Here is an 18640-nt window from a genome sequence, read left to right on the forward strand (position 1 = left end):
CCTTATTTAAAGGATACAAAACTATACCCTAAGCGAGCCCCGAAAACCTCTTGCAGCATAGTAAGAATCGGCTCCATTGTGGTAGACAAATACGGTATCGTAGCGGCGATCACAAAAAAGCGCACCGCCTAGCTTTCTAATATTCTCAGGCGTTTTCACCCAGCTCGACGTTTTCAGGTCGAAATTACCAAGCTTCTGCAGTTCCCGGTATTGTTCCTCCGTTAAAAGCTCAATGCCCATTGCAGATGCCATATCCATCACGCTATTTTCCGGCTTATGTTTTTTCCTCGCCTCCAACGCTTCACGGTCGTAACAAACACTTCTGCGGCCTTTAGGGCTTTCCGCCGCACAATCATAAAAAATATATTCGCCCGTTTTTGGGTCGTGACTAACCACATCCGGCTCTCCGCCCGTTTTTTCCATTTCATTGAGCGACCACAATTTTTCAGGATTATTTTCGAGCTTAGCCTGCAATTCAGCCCATTCAAGCCCTTCATGCCGGTTCATATTTTTCTCAAATCGGGCTTTCAACGTCCCAAGCAGTTCTTCCTGCTGTTCTCTCGTCAGCTCTTTATTTCCTTTTGACATGTTTATTCCCCCTTATTTTTTACTCCTAACCACTTTCACTAAACCCACACTTCTTCCAGCGTATCCCTGAAAAGCTGGTCAAGCTGAGGCGTGAAATCCGGCAAATCAACATTCAGTGTTGATGTATACTCTTTTAGCCGTGCAATCTCCTCATTCAGGAATTGATTGATGACTTCTATTTTCGGTTCGTAGTCCAGTTCATCACCGCTGATTTTCCTTTGCAGCAAGGTATGGATTTCTCGCTTCAATTCACCTTCCGGCAGCAGATCCTCCAATAACGTCGGAAATTCAAGCGGAGGAAACTCATTGTATTCCTCAATCCATTTGGCAGCCAGCACTGGCCTTAGGACGTAAAAATATTTCTTAATCTTGACTTGATCTCCCTGCAGGTATTCCCTGAAATTATTGCCCGCCATATTCAAATAATGATGCAGGCAGGAATTCGGAGCGAAAACCTCTTTGCTGAGCTCCTTCATCTGATCAATGGTCGAAAAAGCCTGATAGTATACAATCCCCGAACACAGCCATTCCATCAGCGGCGGATTCGACTTTCTGAATAACTTCAGGGCTTTGGTCAGTTCCCACCCGGTTATATCAAGCAAATCGTTAATCGGCAGTTCAATCACATCTCTTTTCTTGCCGATGCCCATCTGGTCGATCGTCAGATAATCGTCTTTTTTATGTACATAGATAAAACGGACGTCATAATCACTGTCCTTCGATGGAAACTCCCATGCCCTGCTGCCGGACTCGACAGCATAAAGAATTTTCACACCGAAATCTTCTTCTATTTTTGCCAGTGATTTTAATATAATCTCTTTCACAACAACTCTCTCCAATCACTTTGCTGATTTCACGGCCCATCTGACTGCCAATAAAAGATACAATAATGCAGCATACAAGACCACACTGACCATATATAAGACAGGATTCCCCGACTCCCTGGTTATTGCGTGGAGCCGGTCATACTCCTCAGCAGATATAAAATATGACCTTATACTCATTAGCGTAACCAATAATAATAGGAAGGCAAGAATGGCTTTTTTATGTAAAATCAACCTGGTCAGGCTTACCTTTAATGCTTTGGCGAACGAATCATTAGGGTTTCTTTCGACTTTACCGTAAAAGGGCGTCAGAAAATAGATCATCAACCCGCCCCAGACAATCGCAAACACTACTATAGCTGTGAACTGCATTTAAAATCCCCTCTCTTTGCCTTCCAGATACTTTTTATAATCACTCGGACTTTTCAAATGCTCGGGAACGATTTCTGTCACCTGCTGCTCTTGAATCTCTTTTTCAACAGGAGAATCGCTCGCCAGCCTTTTACGAATATCATTCAGCAAGTAAATCCCTCTTAATAAACTGCCCACTATGATTCCAAAAGCAGCAATCCCGCCAACAATCGGCCCCAAGACAAATAATAAGTAGCCAAGAACCATACTTAATAGGATGGATAAAAACAAGTACATATGCTGTTCTCCCCTAATTCAATAAAATAAAATTACCGCGCAGCTCACTTTCGCTGATGGCAATCCTGGTTGACAAGTCCTTCGTTCGCAGCACATACTCCTTGACACCGATGAATTCTGATTCGGCAATCAAATAAAATTGTGTGCCTCTTTTCAAACTCCTGAAATTCTTTTTCAGCATATATCTCTTCATAGCCTGGTTGCTCCTGTAAGATTCTCTTCCATAGTTTCAACAAAATGAAGCGTAAATCCTTCCATGATCCACGCTTCTATTGGTCTTTTACTCGAAAAAAAAGCCGCCTTGGTTGGCAATAGATTGCAGAGCCCCAGGCAGCAGTTCATTTATAGACTTGCTTATTAGATTAACGTGACGCTTTTGGCGGCTGGCACACTTCGCATTTGCGCTGGTGATTATCCTTGAATTTCTTGAACGTTTTTTCAAATTTATTGCCGCATCCGCATTGAAATTGCAGTTTTTGCGAAAAACCCTGATACTCTGTCGTCAACAGCTTACTTTCTGAATTGTTCTCCACAAACTCTTTAATTTTTCCGATCGTCCATCGCTTATTCATCTTTCATACCTCCATATATAAATCGCCAGACGGAGCTTTTCAGGCATCCGTGCAATTATATGTAAAATTCATTTAAACCTAAGTTCCTATTATACCACGCAGCTAGCGACTTGTTTTACTCTTTATTGTCCTTCTCAAGCAGCTCAATTATTCGATCGAGTTTTTGTTCTATGCTCTTTTGATTCCTAGGTTCCTTTATGACGAGTGACCGGACAGCATAGAAAACAGCCGCCACAATACCTATCGTTAAGATGAAAAAAATAAGCTGAAATAATAGATCCCCAATGTTCAAAATAACTCCCGCCTCACATTGTATTTTCCATCATTATACTATATTGATTTACATCCCTCCCTCACGGATTTACTATTAAACTATATTCTGGACAGGGGTGGTACTTTTGGAAAAGTTTAGAGTCGGCATAATCGGTACGGGTTTTGGCGCGAAGGTCCATGCGCCAATGATGGACCATCATGATGGATTTGATGTTGCAGCAATTTCTAGTGTATCAAGGGGCAATGTGGAGGAAGCACGGAAGGCCAGCGGAATTGAAAATATCTATACCGACTGGCGCCAGATGCTTGAGCAGGAGAAACTCGATTTAGTCGTCGTTGCTTCTGCTGTCCATTTACATAAAGAAATGGTTGCCGCCGCTTTCGAAAAAGGCGTACATGTTGTGTGTGAGAAACCAATGGCTTTGGATGTTGCCGAAACAGAAGAAATGATTACGGAAAGGGACAAGGCGGGTAAATTCGGGCTGATCAACCATGAATTCCGCTTTCTGCCGGCTCGCACAAAGGTAAAAGAAATCATGGAGAGCGGAAAACTCGGGGATATTTTACATGTCCGTTACCAGTGTTCCTTTGCGAATTATACCGGCCTGGTTTCAAAACCTCGCGGCTGGCTGGGACAGGAAGAAAAGGGCGGCGGAATGCTTGGCGCAATCGGCTCTCATATGACCGATGCCCTTCAATGGTGGATGGACAGCACCTTTAAGGAAGTGTTTGCTCAGCTGCCAGTTCATATCCCCACTCAGACCGATGATAACGGGAATACAGAACAGCGGACAGCGGACGATGCTTTCCAAATTATTGGTTCTCTGGGAAACGGGGCGACAGTTACACTTGAACTCCTCTCTGCAGCACGCCAAACGGATCACACCTGGCGCCTTGAGGTTTACGGTACAGAAGGTACACTTGTGATGCTGGATGACAACAAAGTCCTGCTTTCTGAGGGAAATTCAGCACTTCAAGAAGTCGAGCTGGAACCTGCTCTTGAAGCACCTTCCACTATGCCGCAAATCGCAGCACGGTACTATAACGGCTTCCAAAGGGCTTTGGATGCGCTCCATGAAACGCTGGTTTCCGGAAAGAAGCACCAATATCTCGCTGATTTCGGGCATGGGCATTCCACTCAAAAAGTATTGGACGCAGTCAGGAACTCTGCTCGCGAAGGCCGGAAAGTGAAAGTACTATAAAAGATTAGCAGTAGAATTAATAGGCATGGGCCAGCAGTTGTTCTGGCTCATGCCTTTCATTTTTTCAATATTCCAGGGCAGTTGCCCCTATAACTGGCCGATAGGAAAATGAGTTTAATCAAACGTTTGATTAATAATTTTAGTTTGCGGGAATGACTGGCTTGGGTGAAGGACAAAGGGGATTTTTTCAAAAGATGCTCTCTCATTCCTTTTATCTTTGATACTCTAGACCAGGCCTGCTTCTCCCAAAAAGAAAAGCCTGATTCCTTTTCAGAACAGGCTTGTCTTCCTATAGATCACGAAGCATTTTGTTTAAAGAGCTTAATTCCTCTTCAATCGCGGCAAGACGATTCTCCAGCGGATGCAGGTTGCCTTTTACAGATTCCAATTTTTCGAGATTGTGCTGAAGCTGCAAATACTCATCTTTTAATTCGACGATTTTATATTCAATTTCTCTTTTATCCATTGCTTGCTCCCCCTGTTTCGACGATTACTTCTTATAGAATAGCGATATCAGGGCGTTAATACAAGATGCATGCAAAAGGCGTACAGATAAGTTTCTGTACGCCCATTCCCCTATTTATTCACTTTTGATAAAAGCGTGATGCTGTAAATGGCCGCAAACCCTACAAGGATATAGACCACTTTTGCGATCGGACTGTCCATGCCTCCGAAAAGACCGCCGACCAAATCCCATTCAAATAATCCAACCAATAGCCAATTCAAACCCCCAACAATAAAGCTCTACAAAGCCCTGGTCAACCCTGATACCCAGGACACTTTTTCATGATTCCACCGAGGTTTTGTCCGTCATGACTCTGATGACGGACACTTTTTCATGATCCCACCGAGGTTTTGTCCGTCATGTCCCTGATGACATGATTTTTACGAGTACGAATCAAGTCCCGCAAAATGTACGGTAAGGTCTTGCTGCTGGCGGTGCAGGCTTGCAGAATTCGGCCTGCTCAGCTGAGTGCTCATATGGGTTGGCAAGGACTTCAAGCAATTTGACCATGACACTCAAATCGCCATTGACTGCAGCCTCCAACGCTTCCTCCACTCTATGGTTGCGCGGAATGACGCCCGGATTGCTGTCACGCATCAATTCCTGTGAGTCTTCCTTCGATTGCTCCTGGTGCCCGAGTCTTTCCTGCCATTTTTGATGCCAGTTCTTAAACTCCTCGGCCTTGAACAACTCCTGTCCTTCAAGCTGATCAAAGGTCAAAGCTTTAAAGGTATTCGTAAAATCAGCTTTATGCTTATGCATTAGATTAAGCAGGTCGGAAATAAGTGCCTTGTCTTCTTTTTCCTCATTAAAAATACCCAGTTTCAATCTCATTCCTGATATGAACTCCGTTTCAAATAGTTCCGGAAATCCAGAAAGTGCTTCTTCCGCCAGCTTTACCGCCTCGTCTTCATCTTCATGCAGCAAAGGCAATAAGGCTTCAGCAAAACGCGAGAGATTCCAGCCGCCGATATACGGCTGATTCCCATAGGCGTAGCGGCCCTCACGATCAATCGAACTGAAAACGGTCGCCGGATCGTATGTGTCCATGAAAGCACAAGGGCCATAATCAATTGTCTCGCCGCTGATCGTCATGTTGTCTGTATTCATGACCCCGTGGATAAAGCCAACATGCTGCCATTTTGCAATCAATGCTGCCTGGCGCTTGATCACTTTTTTCAAAAAAGAAAGATAGCGGTTTTCTTCCCCTTCGACTTCAGGATAATGGCGCTCGATTGCGTAATCAGCCAGTGCCCGAAGATCCTCTGTCTTACCCCAGTTCGCGGCAAATTGGAATGTTCCAACCCTCAGATGGCTTGCTGCCACACGCGTGACGATTGCTCCAGTCTGCATCGTCTCGCGGATAATTTGCTCCCCCGTTGTCGTCACTGCCAGGCTTCTGGTAGTCGGGATTCCCAATCCCACCATCGCTTCACTGATAATAAATTCCCTGAGCATTGGCCCAAGTCCTGCGCGTCCGTCTCCTCCACGGGAGTATGGCGTCCGCCCTGAACCTTTCAACTGGATGTCAAACCTCTCACCATCGGGAGTAATCTGCTCACCCAGCAGTACTGCCCGGCCGTCTCCCAGCATCGTAAAATGGCCGAATTGATGTCCTGCATAGGCTTGTGCAAGCGGCGTCCCACCTTCAGGTATCTCGTTGCCGCCAAATATTGCAGCTCCCTCACCCATTTGAAGCGATTCTGGGTCTAGACCGAGTTCTTCCGCAAGTGACTCATTGAAGATGACAACTTCCGGTGCTTCTACAGAAGTAGGTTTCTGCAGGCTATAAAAGATTTCAGGCAGGCGCGAATAGCTATTATCGATATTCCAGCCAGCATTATTGTTCGACATTGTATTGCCTCCTTAACTTTCACAATTTCTTCGTGCTCTTTTTATATCTATTAATGTATTCCTCCTGTAACTTAATATACCCTCCCGAATGTTTGGTAAAGCTGCCATTTGTTTCGTCTCCAGACTAAAAAAATTACTTTTTAAGAATAATAAATGAGGGTAAAGAAACATTGTAGAAAGGAGAATTGCCATGAATTATAAAAATATTACTGTCGCCGGAAGCGGTGTTTTAGGAAGCCAGATTGCTTTCCAAACTGCTTACCATGGATTCAACGTTTCAGTATACGATATTAATGATGAGGCGCTCGAGCGCGCGAAGGAGCGAATCACGAAGCTGAAGCCGCGTTACCAGGAGGATCTTGGAGCTTCTGAACAGGATCTCGATGCCGCATACAATCGGATTACTTTTTACAGTGATCTTTCCCAGGCTGTAAAAGATGCCGATCTCGTTATCGAGGCTGTCCCTGAGGTTATCGGTATCAAGACTGACTTTTACAAAAAACTAGGACAGGCCGCTCCTGAAAAAACAGTATTCGCGACGAACACTTCTACCTTGCTTCCCAGCCAGTTCGCGGAAGCAACAGGCCGTCCGGAGAAATTCCTTGCCCTTCACTTCGCGAATGAAATCTGGAAAAATAACACTGCCGAGGTCATGAAGCATCCTGGCACTGACAAGGCAGTGTTTGACGACCTGTTGGAATTCGCAAAAGCCATCGGCATGGTTGCCTTGCCACTATACAAAGAGCAGCCCGGTTATATTCTGAACTCGTTATTGGTGCCGTTTTTAGAAGCAGGACAGATGCTGCTAATGAAGGAAGTCGCCGATCCTGAAACCATCGACAAGACATGGATGATCGCGACCGGAGCACCGAAAGGCCCATTCGCGATTTTAGACATCGTCGGAATCACCACAGCATACAACATCGCCAATGCTAAAGGCGAAGCTGGAGTTCCACAGTTTAAAGAGCTCGCGAATTTATTGAAAACGGAGTACATCGACAAAGGAAAACTGGGCGTAGCCACCGGTGAAGGATTTTATAAATACCCGAACCCAAGCTATGAACAGCCCGGATTTTTAAAATAGATTTAGAAGCTCAATCCTTGTGCGGATTGAGCTTCTAGTTTTTACGCCTGTTTCTCTGTAACGAAACGATCGGACACTCCCTTGAGTTTCCGCCTTCCGTTTGTCCGAAAGACCCCTTCGATCGGACACTTCCTTGAGATCCCGACCCCTTTTTGTCCGATAGTCCCCTTCGATCGGACACTCCCTTGAGTTTCCGCCTTCCGTTTGTCCGATAGACCCCTTCTATAAGCCACTGTCATCTGTTCTTGTTCAAAATGTCTATTAACCCTCTTTTATTAGACATTTCCCGCATCCTCTTCGCTCAAAATGTCCCTTAACACTTCCTCCACCCTCAACCATTTACCTGCCCAAACAGAAAAACAGCCTAACTCCACAAAAGGAGTTAGGCTATTTCTGCATTCTTATTGATTTCCGTTCTTAACCCATCCAGCAACTGTCACTGTTCGCTTGGCCTGGAATTTCACTGCTGCTTCGACGTCTTCGATCATATTGCCGTCTTCGTCGACCGTTACACTCGTGCCGTATGGATTGCCGCCTGCTGCGAATGTTACTGGATCGCTGTAGCCAGGCGCCGCAACGATTGCACCCCAGTGGTACATGGATGTATACAGCGACAGAATGGTTGCCTCTTGTCCTCCATGCGGGTTCTGTGCGGAGGACATGGCGCTCACAACTTTATTCACAAGCTTGCCTTGTGCCCAGAGCCCGCCAGTCGTATCAAGGAACTGCTTCATTTGAGATGGCATGTTTCCAAATCGAGTAGGAACGCTGAAGATGATCGCGTCTGCCCATTCAAGATCATCTGGAGTCACTTCAGGAATATCCTTTGTGTTTTCAACAGTCGCTTTCCATACTTCATTTCCTTCAATCGCTGATTCAGGGGCTAATTCCTTCACTTTAAAAACCTTCACTTCTGCTCCAGCTTCTTTCGCGCCTTCTGCAGCCCATTTTGAAAGCTGTACATTCGTTCCACCCATGCTGTAAAAAATTACTGCTAATTTGACCATATTGATTACCTCCCTTATTTGATACTACATTAAGGTATTTCCACTAATCTCGTATGACAAACTCGCTTACAGATACTCTTTTTCAATATTACGCGTGCTGCGGACCGTATCAATCGGTCGCACAAAGTCCTCGATCTGCTCCCGCTTCGATTCGAGGAACGGCGGCAATGACAATTTTTCACCAAGCGTTTCGTAAGGTTCGTCACCCATGAAGCCTGGACCGTCTGTCGCCCATTCAAATAAGATTCCTGGAGCCACGCGTGCATACAATGATTCAAAGAAGAATCGGTCGACATAACCAGATGTGCCGAATCCAGCTGCCTTCATATGATCGATCCACTCATAGAGAACCGAAGTGTCGGCAACACGGAACGCGGCGTGATGCACGGTGCCGAATCCCTGGCGTCCAGCCGGCAGTACTTTATTGTCCTCAACAATGACCTGCGCGCCGTTCCCGCCTTCACCCATTTCAAATAGATGCAGGGAACCTTCCTGTCCAACCTCACGCATATGCATGACTTTTTCCAATACCTCTTTAAAATAATCAAAGCGTGAGATACGAATGTGAAGCGGCCCAAGACCTGTGATCGCGTACTCCAACGGTACCGGACCGTTTTGCCATGGAGTACCCGAAGCCACGCCCTCGTTGAACTCATCCGATACCAGCATATATTGCTGATCATCAAAATCGACGAATGAAATCGTCTTTTTGCCGAAAAGTTCCTTGATGCCAGTATGCCTGACGTTGTATTTATCGAAACGCTTCACCCAGTATTCCAGCGCTTCATCAGTCGGCACGCGAAAGCCTGTTTTATAAATCTCGTCTGTTCCATGTGACCCTTTTGGAATCCCTGGGAAATCAAAGAATGTCATATCCGTGCCCGCAGATCCTTTATCGTCCGCGAAAAATAAGTGATAAGTGCGGATATCATCCTGATTGACTGTCTTTTTTACAAGCCGCATTCCAAGCACATATGTGAAGAACTCATAGTTCTTTTCCGCACTGCTTGTAATGGCCGTAACATGGTGTATTCCTTTTAATTCGTTCACGTTTTCTCCCCCTTTATCTCGAAACTGAGATATTAACACAAAAAATATCTATTCTTACTTTATCCATAATGACTTCGAAAAAAACATAATATCTTGAATTCGAGATAATTTTATCATGACGTATTTTTCATGTCAACCTGAACGAAAGCCTTTGAGCTGACCCAAAGGCTTTCAAACTATTGTTTTTGAACTTCCTTATATTCCGATTTCCTCTCGAATTCTTTTTGCGCAAAAGAACAAACCGGCTCCACTTTCAAGCCTTCATTCTTAGCCTTCTCCACAACCTGGCGAACCAATTCCTCCGCTACTCCCTGACCGCGGTTCGCCGGATCAACGCCTGTATGGTTTATGACAAGAACCTCGTCTCCATCACGAGTATAGGTCACTTCCCCAACTTCAAGTCCATCTTTATCTTGTGCAACAATGCGTCCGTCCTCTTCTGTATACTTAAACGACATAACAAGCCCTCCTAATAGTGAGAATCTCAAAGTTCGCAATGCTTATCTTTCTCTTTTTCCCGCATCATAGCGAGTTTACTCATTTTTGCCCAAATATATTTACACAAGCCATCTGCGCTGTGCATACGAACTTAATGAACATGACAATCTATAGATATGTATGTATGTAAAGCCGGATTTAAAAGGAATGATTAATTTGGAAGATATTCGTCTTTCGCGGTTTGACAAGATTGTTGAGATGGGAAAGGAAGGGCAAAAAGCATTAAATGAGTATTGGTGGGATTACGCTCTATATACCTCTTTTGAGTACTGGCTGATGGTCCTATTCCTTGTTGTACCTCTTGTGATTCTCCTTTGGAAAGTTAATAAAAACAAGCTATTCCAAATTCTCTTTTATGGCTACAGTATCCATATTTCTTTTGGATACGAGGATTTGTATGGGAGAAATATGGGTTACTGGAACTATCCTTTTCCTGTTATTCCAGCTATACCCGGAATCACACTCGACTCAAGCCTTATCCCAATAATTTTTATTTTCGTTTATCAATCGGCAATAGACAGCAATAAAAAATATTATTTGCGTTCGATTATTACAGCGGTCATCCTGTCTTTCGTTTTCAAGCCTATGCTTGTCGGATTAGGATTATTTAGAATGTATGGGTCAATTAACTACTTTCACTTATTCCTCAGCTATTTATCAGTACTGACCTTTGCAAAATTAATAACGGACTTTTTCGTTTGGTTCAAAAAAAGGTATAGTACAACCAATTAATTCCCGTTTTACAAAAAATTAACATCCACTTAATACTACCTCTGTATACTTTAACCTATAGGTAAAAAGTATGAAAAAATATGGAGGTTATCATCTTGCAGCTTAAATCGCTTCGCAGCCTGGCTCTCTTCAATACAAGCCAAAAAGTTACGCTTGGAACAAGGTTATTTATTTTATTCCTCTCCTTATTGATGACTTCGGTAATTACAGTAGGATTTAGTTCCTATATGAAGGCACGAGATATGTCTCTAAAGACGATTGAAGATCGACTTGTCCGGGAAGTTGAATTAATGGAATACATAGCAGAAAATTTGAAGTTTGTATATGTCAGTGATGAAGAGTATTTCAGGCAGCAGTTGGAGGCAAATGTCCGTTCCCAACAAAACAAGCTGCAAGAGGACGGCATTACCTCTGATTTCTTCTATTTAAGCGAAGGAAAAATCACACCCTTCAAAGTTAGCAAAAAAGCAGGGAATCCTTTTTCTGTCCAACAGATTGATTCTATCAACAAGTCTCAAAACGGGGTCATCCACTCAGAATTTAATGGGCATGACTATACAATCGCTTTTCAGGAAATGAAAGAGATAAACGGAATCTATATCATCCTGATCCCGACCAGTACATATATGGCCCCTGTTAATGAAATGGCTTATTTCACTCTTTCTGTCATCGTCATCAGCATCATGGCAGCTATGGTCCTAATCACCATGTTTGTAAAAAAAATAACAAGACCACTGAATCAGCTAAAGGATACGATGAGGCAGGTTAGAGATGGCCAGTTGCAATCTGCACCAGATATTAGAACTTCTATCCCGGAAATCAACTCGCTGCACAAGAGCTACAATAGCATGATTGGACATATGATGAATATGATTACAGAATTGACTTCGACGACAAAAGAATTAGGGCAGACAGGTGATGAATTGAAATTTTCATCACAAAATTCGCTCGCTAGCACCGAACAGCTCGTGGCTGCCATTCAATTGGTAAGAGCAGGGGCGGAACAAACAGCAGTCGGTTCAGAATCCAGTGTAAAATCTTTTAAGGATATGCGTGATATGGTTGAAGGAACCTTGGTCAATATGGATGATGTCTTTAGCAGTTCCGCAGCCATGGATGAATCAGCTGTCCAGGGAGAGCAAAGCATACGCCAACTAATCTCGACCATCCATTCGTTTGAATCAGATTTTAAACAATTGGCCCTTACCGTTCATCAGGTAAAGCAGTACTCAACTTCCATCACAAATCTTGTTGGCATGGTAAAAGCAATCGCGGACCAGACGAAACTGCTTTCGCTAAATGCTTCAATCGAAGCTGCACGTGCCGGCGACGCCGGAAAAGGATTTGCAGTTGTTGCTAATGAAGTTGGCATCCTGGCGGAACAATCAGCCAAAACGGCGGTGGAAATTACAGGAGCTATCGGTAAAATGGAGAAAATTACGCTTGGTGCGACAGCGGAATTTGATGAGATGCATAAAAAAATCCATACAAATTTAAAGATGGCAGGCAAAACGAACGATTCTTTTAATGAACTTCTATCAGAAATTACTGTTGTCAGTACAAGACTCCAGTCGATGCAGGAGGAGCTTGGCAGTCTGAGAGCTACGCTGCCACAGCTTGCCGAAGGTGCGGACAGCTTCTTATCTGTATCACAGGAAACCCTGGCAAGCGCAGAAGAAATGCTCTCTGCCAGCGAGAACCAAATGACACAAATTCAGCAGACCGACCTGATCGGCAGGAAGTTAAGCAATCTGGCTGCCTCCCTTTCACAGATTCACCAGCAGTTTAAAATTGGATAATAAACCTGCCTGTTTTCCGCACATGGAATCAGGCTTCCTTTTTTTATGTATGCTTTAATGAAGGCTCTTTACGTAAACTTTTTCGCGTTCTCAATTGAAAATTCACTTTAGAATTTCCCTCGAAAATTGAAATGCAACATTCAATTAGAAAACAACGTTAACGAAAGACTGTAGACGGCACATCGAACTGATTCCATAAAAACAACATAAAGGCAGCAGAGGCAATCCAGGCAAACATTGGGTTATGAAAATGGAGCTTTAGAATGAGGAACAGAACCGAATTGAACAGTACAGACCACCAGAGATTCCAGCCATTGAAATACTTGATCAATTGAAAATGTAAATCGACCAGCTCATTTGCAAAATAGACCATCACCCACGCTAAATAATATAGGACTTTTTTCCAAAAACCCTGAGTTGGGAAGTTTGCTAAATACGCCAAACATGTCGCCGGATATTTAATCGCCATAATGGAAAAAGAAATATGTGTATTTGTGATCCCCATATCATTGTCGCCAGGTGATGGAGAGTACCTCCACATTGGATAATGATCCGACAATAAGTACATGTAGAGAAAATCACCAAGGATAAAGAAAAGAAGGGTCGGATAGTACTTCCTCCAGTTTTTCCAATCTCCCCATTTCACTAATATCCCAGCCCAGATTAACCCATAAAGTGTATTGACCATAATTCCGCCTCTTCTTTTACAAAAGCTTATTTTGGTGATTTCACAACTAATTTAGAAGTCTCCTCGAAAAGAACCCTGAAAAATTTAATATTGCAGATACCTTTACATATGCGAACAGAAACATTGTTTACAAATAAAGGAAACCAAATGTAGTATAACCAACATTCCCCCCAGTTATTTCTAAGTTAGCTTTCAGGGAATAATTAACGCATGAGAAGGCATGATACAAATAGTTGTGAACTGGTCTGCTAAACTATAGAATTCGGGAGGTAGCGCTTTGAAGAGGAACGTAGAAGAAAACACACTGAGAGCCCTGCTAGCCATCGGCATCCTGGCGTTTTACAGACTGGTTCGAAAACCACCTGTCAGAGATTGGCTGCTAATCTTCTTTTTGAAAAGCTATATAGCCTCCATCCTCGATAATTTGCTCGTCAAGAAAGGGTATTTGAAATATCCAGTTTCCTTATTTAAGACCTTTGATGTTAGTGTCATTTTCAGCTATTTGATTTTTCCTGTTGTATGCGTTTACTTTAATCAGGTCACCACGCACTCAGGTATTATTTCGATTTTACTTAAATCCCTGTTGTTCACAGCACCTTCAGCCGCTGCCGAGCATTGGCTTGAACGGAACACGAAGCTGATCAAATATAAGAAGAATTGGACTTCGCTCCATAGCTTCATTTCCATCGGCTCTACCTTTCTCCTTGTCCGGCTCGTCATGGGAGTTATCAGGAAGGTTGCCAGTAAGTAAAGGCTGGGTAGATATTCGCAAAGTTAATAAAATCCCTCAACTTCTTTAACACTCTTCATCTAGACTTATTAAAACAGCTTAAGGAGGATGAAAGATGAGGGAGAGCCTGACCAAAGAGGAAAAGCAAAAAATGGCGGAACTTAAACTAAGGCTGTTGAACGCAAAAACGGACGAGGAAAGATGTTCACTGCTGGAAGCCATCGAACGAATCCTTAATAACGCGAAAAAGCGCCAGAAGTTCATAACAACATTAGACCGTTGATAACAGTGTGAATCACTGTTATTTTTTTGCAGTATTTTAAGTAAAAAAAAAAGAATGGGGGAATCCCCATCCTTTGATTTCACTTATTTCAACTCTTGAAGTTCAGCCAATGTTGCCTGAATATCTTCGTCTGTCAATGGGGCAAAGCCTGTTTCTGCCGCAACATCCTGGGCGTTTTCCATCGTGTAGATGGCGTAGTCAAGAACTTGTTCCTTCTCTTTAGCCATGTTTACATTCAGGTATGTGAACACCGGGCGTGTGAATGGACCATAGTCGCCATCTTCCTTGATTGTTTCCAGAGAAGGTTCGACTGGTCCATTGCCGAAATCAACTTTCACTGCAGCGAGCTTATCTTTGTTGTTCGCGTAATAGCCATATCCGAAGAAACCGATACCGTTCTTATCTTTTGAAACAAGATCAACCAGTGTAGAGTAATCTTGCTGCAGGTTAATTCCTTCCACAAGATCTTTTTCTTCAAGAATGTTTTCAAACATGAACTCATATGTTCCATGATTTTCATTTGGGCCGTAAGTATTAATAGCTTCAGCCGGGAAGTCTGGGCGTACGTCAGACCATTTCTTCTTGCCGCCTTCTGCCAGGAAAATGTCGATGATTTCTTCTTTTGTCAGTTCTTTAGCCCAGTCATTGTCCTTATTGATGACAATCGTCAAGCCATCCAAAGCTACTTTCATTTCTTTCACATCAATGCCAAGCTCTTCAGCTTTTGCCTTTTCTTCGTCTTTGATCTGGCGTGATGCATCATTGTAGTCTGTTCCGTCTTCAACGAGGAATTTCTTGAAACCAGCGGAAGTCCCGGAGCGGCTTACTTCTACAGAGACATCCTCCTGCTTATCCATATAATTTTCAGCCATTTTTGCCATGAACGGGTATACAGTTCCTGAGCCGTCAATCACTACGCTGCCTTCAAGTTGAGTTTCAGTTTCATTAGAACCATTCGTCGCTTCCGCGTTGCTTTCTCCATCTGAACAAGCCGTTCCGAAAGCCATTACACCAGCAAGCATCGTAAACATCGCTAACTTTTTAAAACTCTTCATTCCTTAATTCCCCCTAATATTATGTCCGTTGCTACAAGTACAAGATTACTAGACAGTTATTAAAGAGGTTTTAAGGAGTTGTAAATTATTTGAAAAGGTTTGTTAATGAATGTTAATTCTTTCCTTCAGTGGAGGAGTTATATATAGTGAGGAAAAGGAGGTTTCACGATGAACTATGTATTGGAAACAACAGATCCTGAAAAATCACTGACATTGGGTGCAGCGATCCAGGGAATGCCTACGATGGTCGTATTTGTCCGCCACCTTGGCTGACCAGTCTGCCGGGAGTACCTTGCGCAGTTGCGCGAGCGAATAATTGAAGTCGAAGCAACAGGCTACCAGGTCATTGCCGTCGCCCCTTCAAAAGGGTCTTTTATCAAGCAATTCGTTGATCAATTCGGGCCATTTCCATTTCCTATTTTAGGTGACCCTTCGCGGCAAGCGTATCGCGGCATGGGCCACAAAACGATGCCAAAATGGAAGCTGCTTGCGAAAGCAGGCTTCGGATTTGTGACTGGCCAGGTCAAAGGTTTTATCCCTAAAGATGAAAAACAGAAAGAATTCGTCATGAAATCGATGAAGACACAGGACGTCTACATCCAGGGGGGAACATGGCTCTATTCAGCTGAAGGTGAACTCTTGTGGAAGCATATCGATGAATCACCTGAGGATCACGCTAAAATTGATGAAGTTTTGGAGCAAATGAAAAAACGCTGATTCGCATGGTACGCGATCAGCGTTTTTTCTTATCAGTTTTATCGGAAACCTGTTCAAATAATTGTGAAATATAACCTTTCAATTCAAAGCCCTCTTCATTCATGAATTCCTTGATTTGTTTCATCTCAATCTACCTCCGTTTTTTAATATGTTGTTGGTTATAGTATTCCCGCTCTAGCAAACTTTTATTCACCCAATTTTTAGTATGTTTGGCAGTCTGCTAGTTTAGACGGAGGGCAGATTGGAAAAGTTGCAAAAGTTTTACAATTTATCTTTATTTAAACTCCACATGCTGTAGTTAAGCTGAAGTGCGTAAGCGACCCAGGCAATATACGGCAGCATCAGCCGGCCGGCAGCCTTATCTTTTTGATAGTACTGGTAAGTCGTCAAAGTAACCATGCCCAGCAACAGGCCGATCTCCGCAAACGCCGTTCCTCTAAGGTTCCATTTGAAAAACAAAAACGACCAGAGGAAGTTTAATCCAAGCTGGATATCATAGAAAGTTTCCGCGATGGCGGTAGGTTTCTTTTTCATCGATACCCGGTAATTCGCAAGCCCCATCGACGCATACAAGCCTGTCCACATGACAGGGAACACCCAAGAAGGCGGCGCATAATTCGGCTTCTCCAGCCTGCTGTACTTCTCCTTCGCCCGCCTCGTCGCAATCATCCCCGTCACCATCCCGCCGACCACCGGAATCAGCAGCTCCTTGGCGAGCTTACCCTTATCTATTTTTCCATTCACTCTTAACACATTCATTCATCTCACCTGCCTATATAATATTTTTTCCCAAACACGAGCAAAAAAACGTTTTTTATGCTTCAATAGAATTGTGATTTCAAAAAGAATAGGAAGGTGATTTTTGTTTATGAAACATCGCTCCCAAACAGAAGAATTGAAGATGTTGAGCACACTTAATGCCCGCGGCGGATTAACAGAACAAGACCAGTCTCAATTCATATACTTACTGAAGGGATATGAAGGAGAAGTCCAGTTTGATGTTTGGCTCGAATCCTTGCAGCCAGAACATCTGATCCTCAATGATTTACTCCTTGAATTTAGTGGCTCCACATTCCAAATCGATTCCCTCCTCATCATGCAGAACACGGTTTATTTATTTGAAGTAAAGAACTATGAAGGGGACTATTACTACGATGGTGACAAACTAAAAACTGCCGCCAGCCGGGAAGTTAAGAACCCCATCATTCAATTAAAAAGAGCAGAATCACTGCTTCGGCAACTGCTAAACAGCCTCGGATTCAACCTCCAAGTCAAAGCCTACGTCATTTTTATCAATCCTGAGTTCGCATTATATCAAGCCCCCATGGACCAGCCATTCATTTTACCAAATCAATTGAATCGCTTCATGAAAAGACTCAATCAAGAACCATCCAAGCTGCAAAACAGACATAAAAATTTGGCAGAAAAACTTTTGGCACTGCACTTACTCGAATCCCCCTATGCCCGCACTCATGAATATGATTATGAGTCGCTTAAAAAAGGCATACAATGCTTATCCTGCAAAACAATTATGGAGGTCTATCACTGGCCGCAGATTAGCTGCAGCTGTTGTGGCACGTCTGAAAATATAGAAACCGCCACATTGCGCACCATTGGGGAGTTCAAGCTTCTGAATCCAGAAGCCAAGGTGACCTCCAACGCGATTTATGAATGGTGCGGTAAAATTGTCCCCATGAGAACCATACGCAGAATATTACAAAGGAACTTCAAACAAATCAGTAATCGTAAATGGACTTACTTTATTTAATATCATATGTTTAATTGTCTGTATAATCCTTCTAATGACCATCCTACTCGCTTTTTGTGGCCAGGATGGTCTTTATATCTATTCTATTGACCACCTCTCGCGCTTTTTCTGCTCTACATGGTCTTTATACCCCTTCTATTGACCACCTCATGCTCTTTTTCTGCTCTGCATGGTCTTTATATCTATTCTCTTGACCACCTCTCGCGCTTTTTCTGCTCTACATGGTCTTTATACCCCTTCTATTGACCACCTCTCGCGCTTTTTCTGCTCTGGATGGTCTTTATACCTCTTCTATTGACCACCTCTTGCTCGTTTTCTGCTCTGGATGGTCTTTATACCTCTTCTATTGACCACCACATGCTCGTTTTCTGCTCTGCATGGTCTTTAAACCCCTTCTATTGACCACCTCTCGCGCTTTTTCTGCTCTGGAAGGTCTTTATACCTCTTCTATTGACCACCACATGCTCTTTTTCTGCTCTGGAAGGTCTTTATACCTCTTCTATTGACCACCACATGCGCTTTTTCTGCTCTGCATGGTCTTTAAACCCCTTCTATTGACCACCACATGCTCGTTTTCTGCTCTGCATGGTCTTTATACCTCTTCTATTGACCACCTCTTGCTCTTTTTCTGCTCTGCATGGTCTTTATCCCTCTTCTATTGACCATCTCTCGCGCTTTTTCTGCTCTGCATGGTCTTTATCCCTCTTTTATTGACCATCTCTCGCGCTTTTTCTGCTCTGGATGGTCTTTATCCCTCTTTTTC

At 43.4% G+C, this 18640-nt stretch carries 23 protein-coding genes and 1 pseudogene; 8 read left to right on the plus strand and 16 right to left on the minus strand.

What is annotated here, in order from left to right:
- Window positions 1–21: 21 nt before the first annotated feature.
- From J7E37_RS06010 to J7E37_RS06040, 7 genes are all read right to left on the minus strand, one after another.
- Entirely contained in the window at window positions 22–588 is a 567-nt protein-coding gene (locus tag J7E37_RS06010) for a DUF4256 domain-containing protein (RefSeq protein WP_215022990.1), read from the minus strand.
- A 38-nt stretch (window positions 589–626) separates the two neighbouring features.
- Window positions 627–1412, minus strand: coding sequence for a nucleotidyltransferase domain-containing protein (locus J7E37_RS06015; protein WP_215022992.1), 786 nt, complete (start codon window positions 1410–1412; stop codon window positions 627–629).
- A gap of 15 nt (window positions 1413–1427) precedes the next feature.
- Window positions 1428–1784, minus strand: coding sequence for a hypothetical protein (locus J7E37_RS06020; protein ID WP_215022994.1), 357 nt, complete (start codon window positions 1782–1784; stop codon window positions 1428–1430).
- Window positions 1785–2060, minus strand: a complete 276-nt coding sequence (locus J7E37_RS06025; protein ID WP_215022997.1) for a hypothetical protein — start codon at window positions 2058–2060, stop codon at window positions 1785–1787.
- A gap of 13 nt (window positions 2061–2073) precedes the next feature.
- Entirely contained in the window at window positions 2074–2253 is a 180-nt protein-coding gene (locus tag J7E37_RS06030) for a hypothetical protein (RefSeq protein ID WP_215022999.1), read from the minus strand.
- Window positions 2254–2422: 169 nt separating this feature from the next.
- Window positions 2423–2632 carry a hypothetical protein gene (locus tag J7E37_RS06035; RefSeq protein WP_215023000.1) on the minus strand — a complete coding sequence of 70 codons (210 nt, stop codon included), beginning with the start codon at window positions 2630–2632 and terminating at the stop codon, window positions 2423–2425.
- Window positions 2633–2747: 115 nt separating this feature from the next.
- Window positions 2748–2924 (minus strand): DUF4083 domain-containing protein, encoded by a 177-nt coding sequence (locus tag J7E37_RS06040; protein WP_215023001.1) that lies wholly within the window; start codon window positions 2922–2924, stop codon window positions 2748–2750.
- Between the two features lie 106 nt (window positions 2925–3030).
- Between J7E37_RS06040 and J7E37_RS06045 the strand changes: the two genes are divergently transcribed.
- Window positions 3031–4107, plus strand: coding sequence for a Gfo/Idh/MocA family protein (locus J7E37_RS06045; protein ID WP_215023002.1), 1077 nt, complete (start codon window positions 3031–3033; stop codon window positions 4105–4107).
- 289 nt (window positions 4108–4396) lie between these two features.
- Here J7E37_RS06045 and J7E37_RS06050 read toward each other — a convergent pair whose 3' ends face one another.
- From J7E37_RS06050 to J7E37_RS06060, 3 genes are all read right to left on the minus strand, one after another.
- Entirely contained in the window at window positions 4397–4573 is a 177-nt protein-coding gene (locus J7E37_RS06050; protein ID WP_215023003.1) for an SE1832 family protein, read from the minus strand.
- A 110-nt stretch (window positions 4574–4683) separates the two neighbouring features.
- Entirely contained in the window at window positions 4684–4833 is a 150-nt protein-coding gene (locus J7E37_RS06055; RefSeq protein WP_251009510.1) for a DUF378 domain-containing protein, read from the minus strand.
- A gap of 172 nt (window positions 4834–5005) precedes the next feature.
- Window positions 5006–6466: a protein adenylyltransferase SelO gene (locus tag J7E37_RS06060; protein WP_215023005.1), complete on the minus strand. Its 1461-nt coding sequence runs from the start codon at window positions 6464–6466 to the stop codon at window positions 5006–5008.
- Between the two features lie 190 nt (window positions 6467–6656).
- On the opposite strand from J7E37_RS06060, the gene J7E37_RS06065 reads away from it, so the two are divergent.
- Window positions 6657–7550, plus strand: coding sequence for a 3-hydroxyacyl-CoA dehydrogenase (locus J7E37_RS06065; RefSeq protein ID WP_215023007.1), 894 nt, complete (start codon window positions 6657–6659; stop codon window positions 7548–7550).
- A gap of 401 nt (window positions 7551–7951) precedes the next feature.
- Here J7E37_RS06065 and wrbA read toward each other — a convergent pair whose 3' ends face one another.
- The 3 genes from wrbA to J7E37_RS06080 all read right to left on the minus strand — a co-directional run bounded on the left by wrbA (window position 7952) and on the right by J7E37_RS06080 (window position 10065).
- Window positions 7952–8563, minus strand: a complete 612-nt coding sequence (gene wrbA, locus J7E37_RS06070) for an NAD(P)H:quinone oxidoreductase (protein WP_215023024.1) — start codon at window positions 8561–8563, stop codon at window positions 7952–7954.
- A 60-nt stretch (window positions 8564–8623) separates the two neighbouring features.
- A complete protein-coding gene (locus J7E37_RS06075) occupies window positions 8624–9607 on the minus strand; it encodes a ring-cleaving dioxygenase (RefSeq protein ID WP_215023008.1) in 984 nt (327 codons plus the stop codon).
- Window positions 9608–9783: 176 nt separating this feature from the next.
- Window positions 9784–10065 (minus strand): GNAT family N-acetyltransferase, encoded by a 282-nt coding sequence (locus J7E37_RS06080; RefSeq protein ID WP_215023009.1) that lies wholly within the window; start codon window positions 10063–10065, stop codon window positions 9784–9786.
- 187 nt (window positions 10066–10252) lie between these two features.
- Here J7E37_RS06080 and J7E37_RS06085 point away from each other — a divergent pair, with 187 nt between their 5' ends.
- Together J7E37_RS06085 and J7E37_RS06090 are read left to right on the plus strand one after the other, a co-directional pair.
- The gene (locus J7E37_RS06085) at window positions 10253–10837 is read left to right on the plus strand and encodes a hypothetical protein (protein WP_251009512.1); all 585 of its coding nucleotides are present in this window, start codon (window positions 10253–10255) and stop codon (window positions 10835–10837) included.
- A gap of 95 nt (window positions 10838–10932) precedes the next feature.
- Window positions 10933–12636: a methyl-accepting chemotaxis protein gene (locus J7E37_RS06090; protein ID WP_251009513.1), complete on the plus strand. Its 1704-nt coding sequence runs from the start codon at window positions 10933–10935 to the stop codon at window positions 12634–12636.
- Between the two features lie 157 nt (window positions 12637–12793).
- Here the strand turns inward: J7E37_RS06090 and J7E37_RS06095 are convergent, their stop codons facing one another.
- Entirely contained in the window at window positions 12794–13324 is a 531-nt protein-coding gene (locus J7E37_RS06095) for a CBO0543 family protein (RefSeq protein WP_215023012.1), read from the minus strand.
- A gap of 277 nt (window positions 13325–13601) precedes the next feature.
- Between J7E37_RS06095 and J7E37_RS06100 the strand changes: the two genes are divergently transcribed.
- Both J7E37_RS06100 and J7E37_RS06105 read left to right on the plus strand, forming a co-directional pair.
- Window positions 13602–14075 carry a CBO0543 family protein gene (locus J7E37_RS06100; RefSeq protein ID WP_215023013.1) on the plus strand — a complete coding sequence of 158 codons (474 nt, stop codon included), beginning with the start codon at window positions 13602–13604 and terminating at the stop codon, window positions 14073–14075.
- A 94-nt stretch (window positions 14076–14169) separates the two neighbouring features.
- A complete protein-coding gene (locus tag J7E37_RS06105; protein ID WP_215023014.1) occupies window positions 14170–14337 on the plus strand; it encodes a hypothetical protein in 168 nt (55 codons plus the stop codon).
- 83 nt (window positions 14338–14420) lie between these two features.
- Here the strand turns inward: J7E37_RS06105 and J7E37_RS06110 are convergent, their stop codons facing one another.
- Window positions 14421–15392, minus strand: coding sequence for a PstS family phosphate ABC transporter substrate-binding protein (locus J7E37_RS06110; protein ID WP_215023016.1), 972 nt, complete (start codon window positions 15390–15392; stop codon window positions 14421–14423).
- 285 nt (window positions 15393–15677) lie between these two features.
- Between J7E37_RS06110 and J7E37_RS06115 the strand changes: the two are divergent.
- Window positions 15678–16109 (plus strand): annotated as a pseudogene (locus J7E37_RS06115) (AhpC/TSA family protein); the annotation flags it as partial.
- A gap of 261 nt (window positions 16110–16370) precedes the next feature.
- Here the strand turns inward: J7E37_RS06115 and J7E37_RS06120 are convergent.
- Window positions 16371–16868: a TspO/MBR family protein gene (locus tag J7E37_RS06120; protein WP_215023019.1), complete on the minus strand. Its 498-nt coding sequence runs from the start codon at window positions 16866–16868 to the stop codon at window positions 16371–16373.
- A 109-nt stretch (window positions 16869–16977) separates the two neighbouring features.
- Between J7E37_RS06120 and J7E37_RS06125 the strand changes: the two genes are divergently transcribed.
- Entirely contained in the window at window positions 16978–17877 is a 900-nt protein-coding gene (locus tag J7E37_RS06125) for a nuclease-related domain-containing protein (RefSeq protein ID WP_251009517.1), read from the plus strand.
- The last annotated feature ends 763 nt before the right edge of the window (window positions 17878–18640 follow it).

Source organism: Bacillus sp. ISL-39, from assembly GCF_018613295.1.
Lineage (GTDB): Bacteria > Bacillota > Bacilli > Bacillales > Cytobacillaceae > Mesobacillus.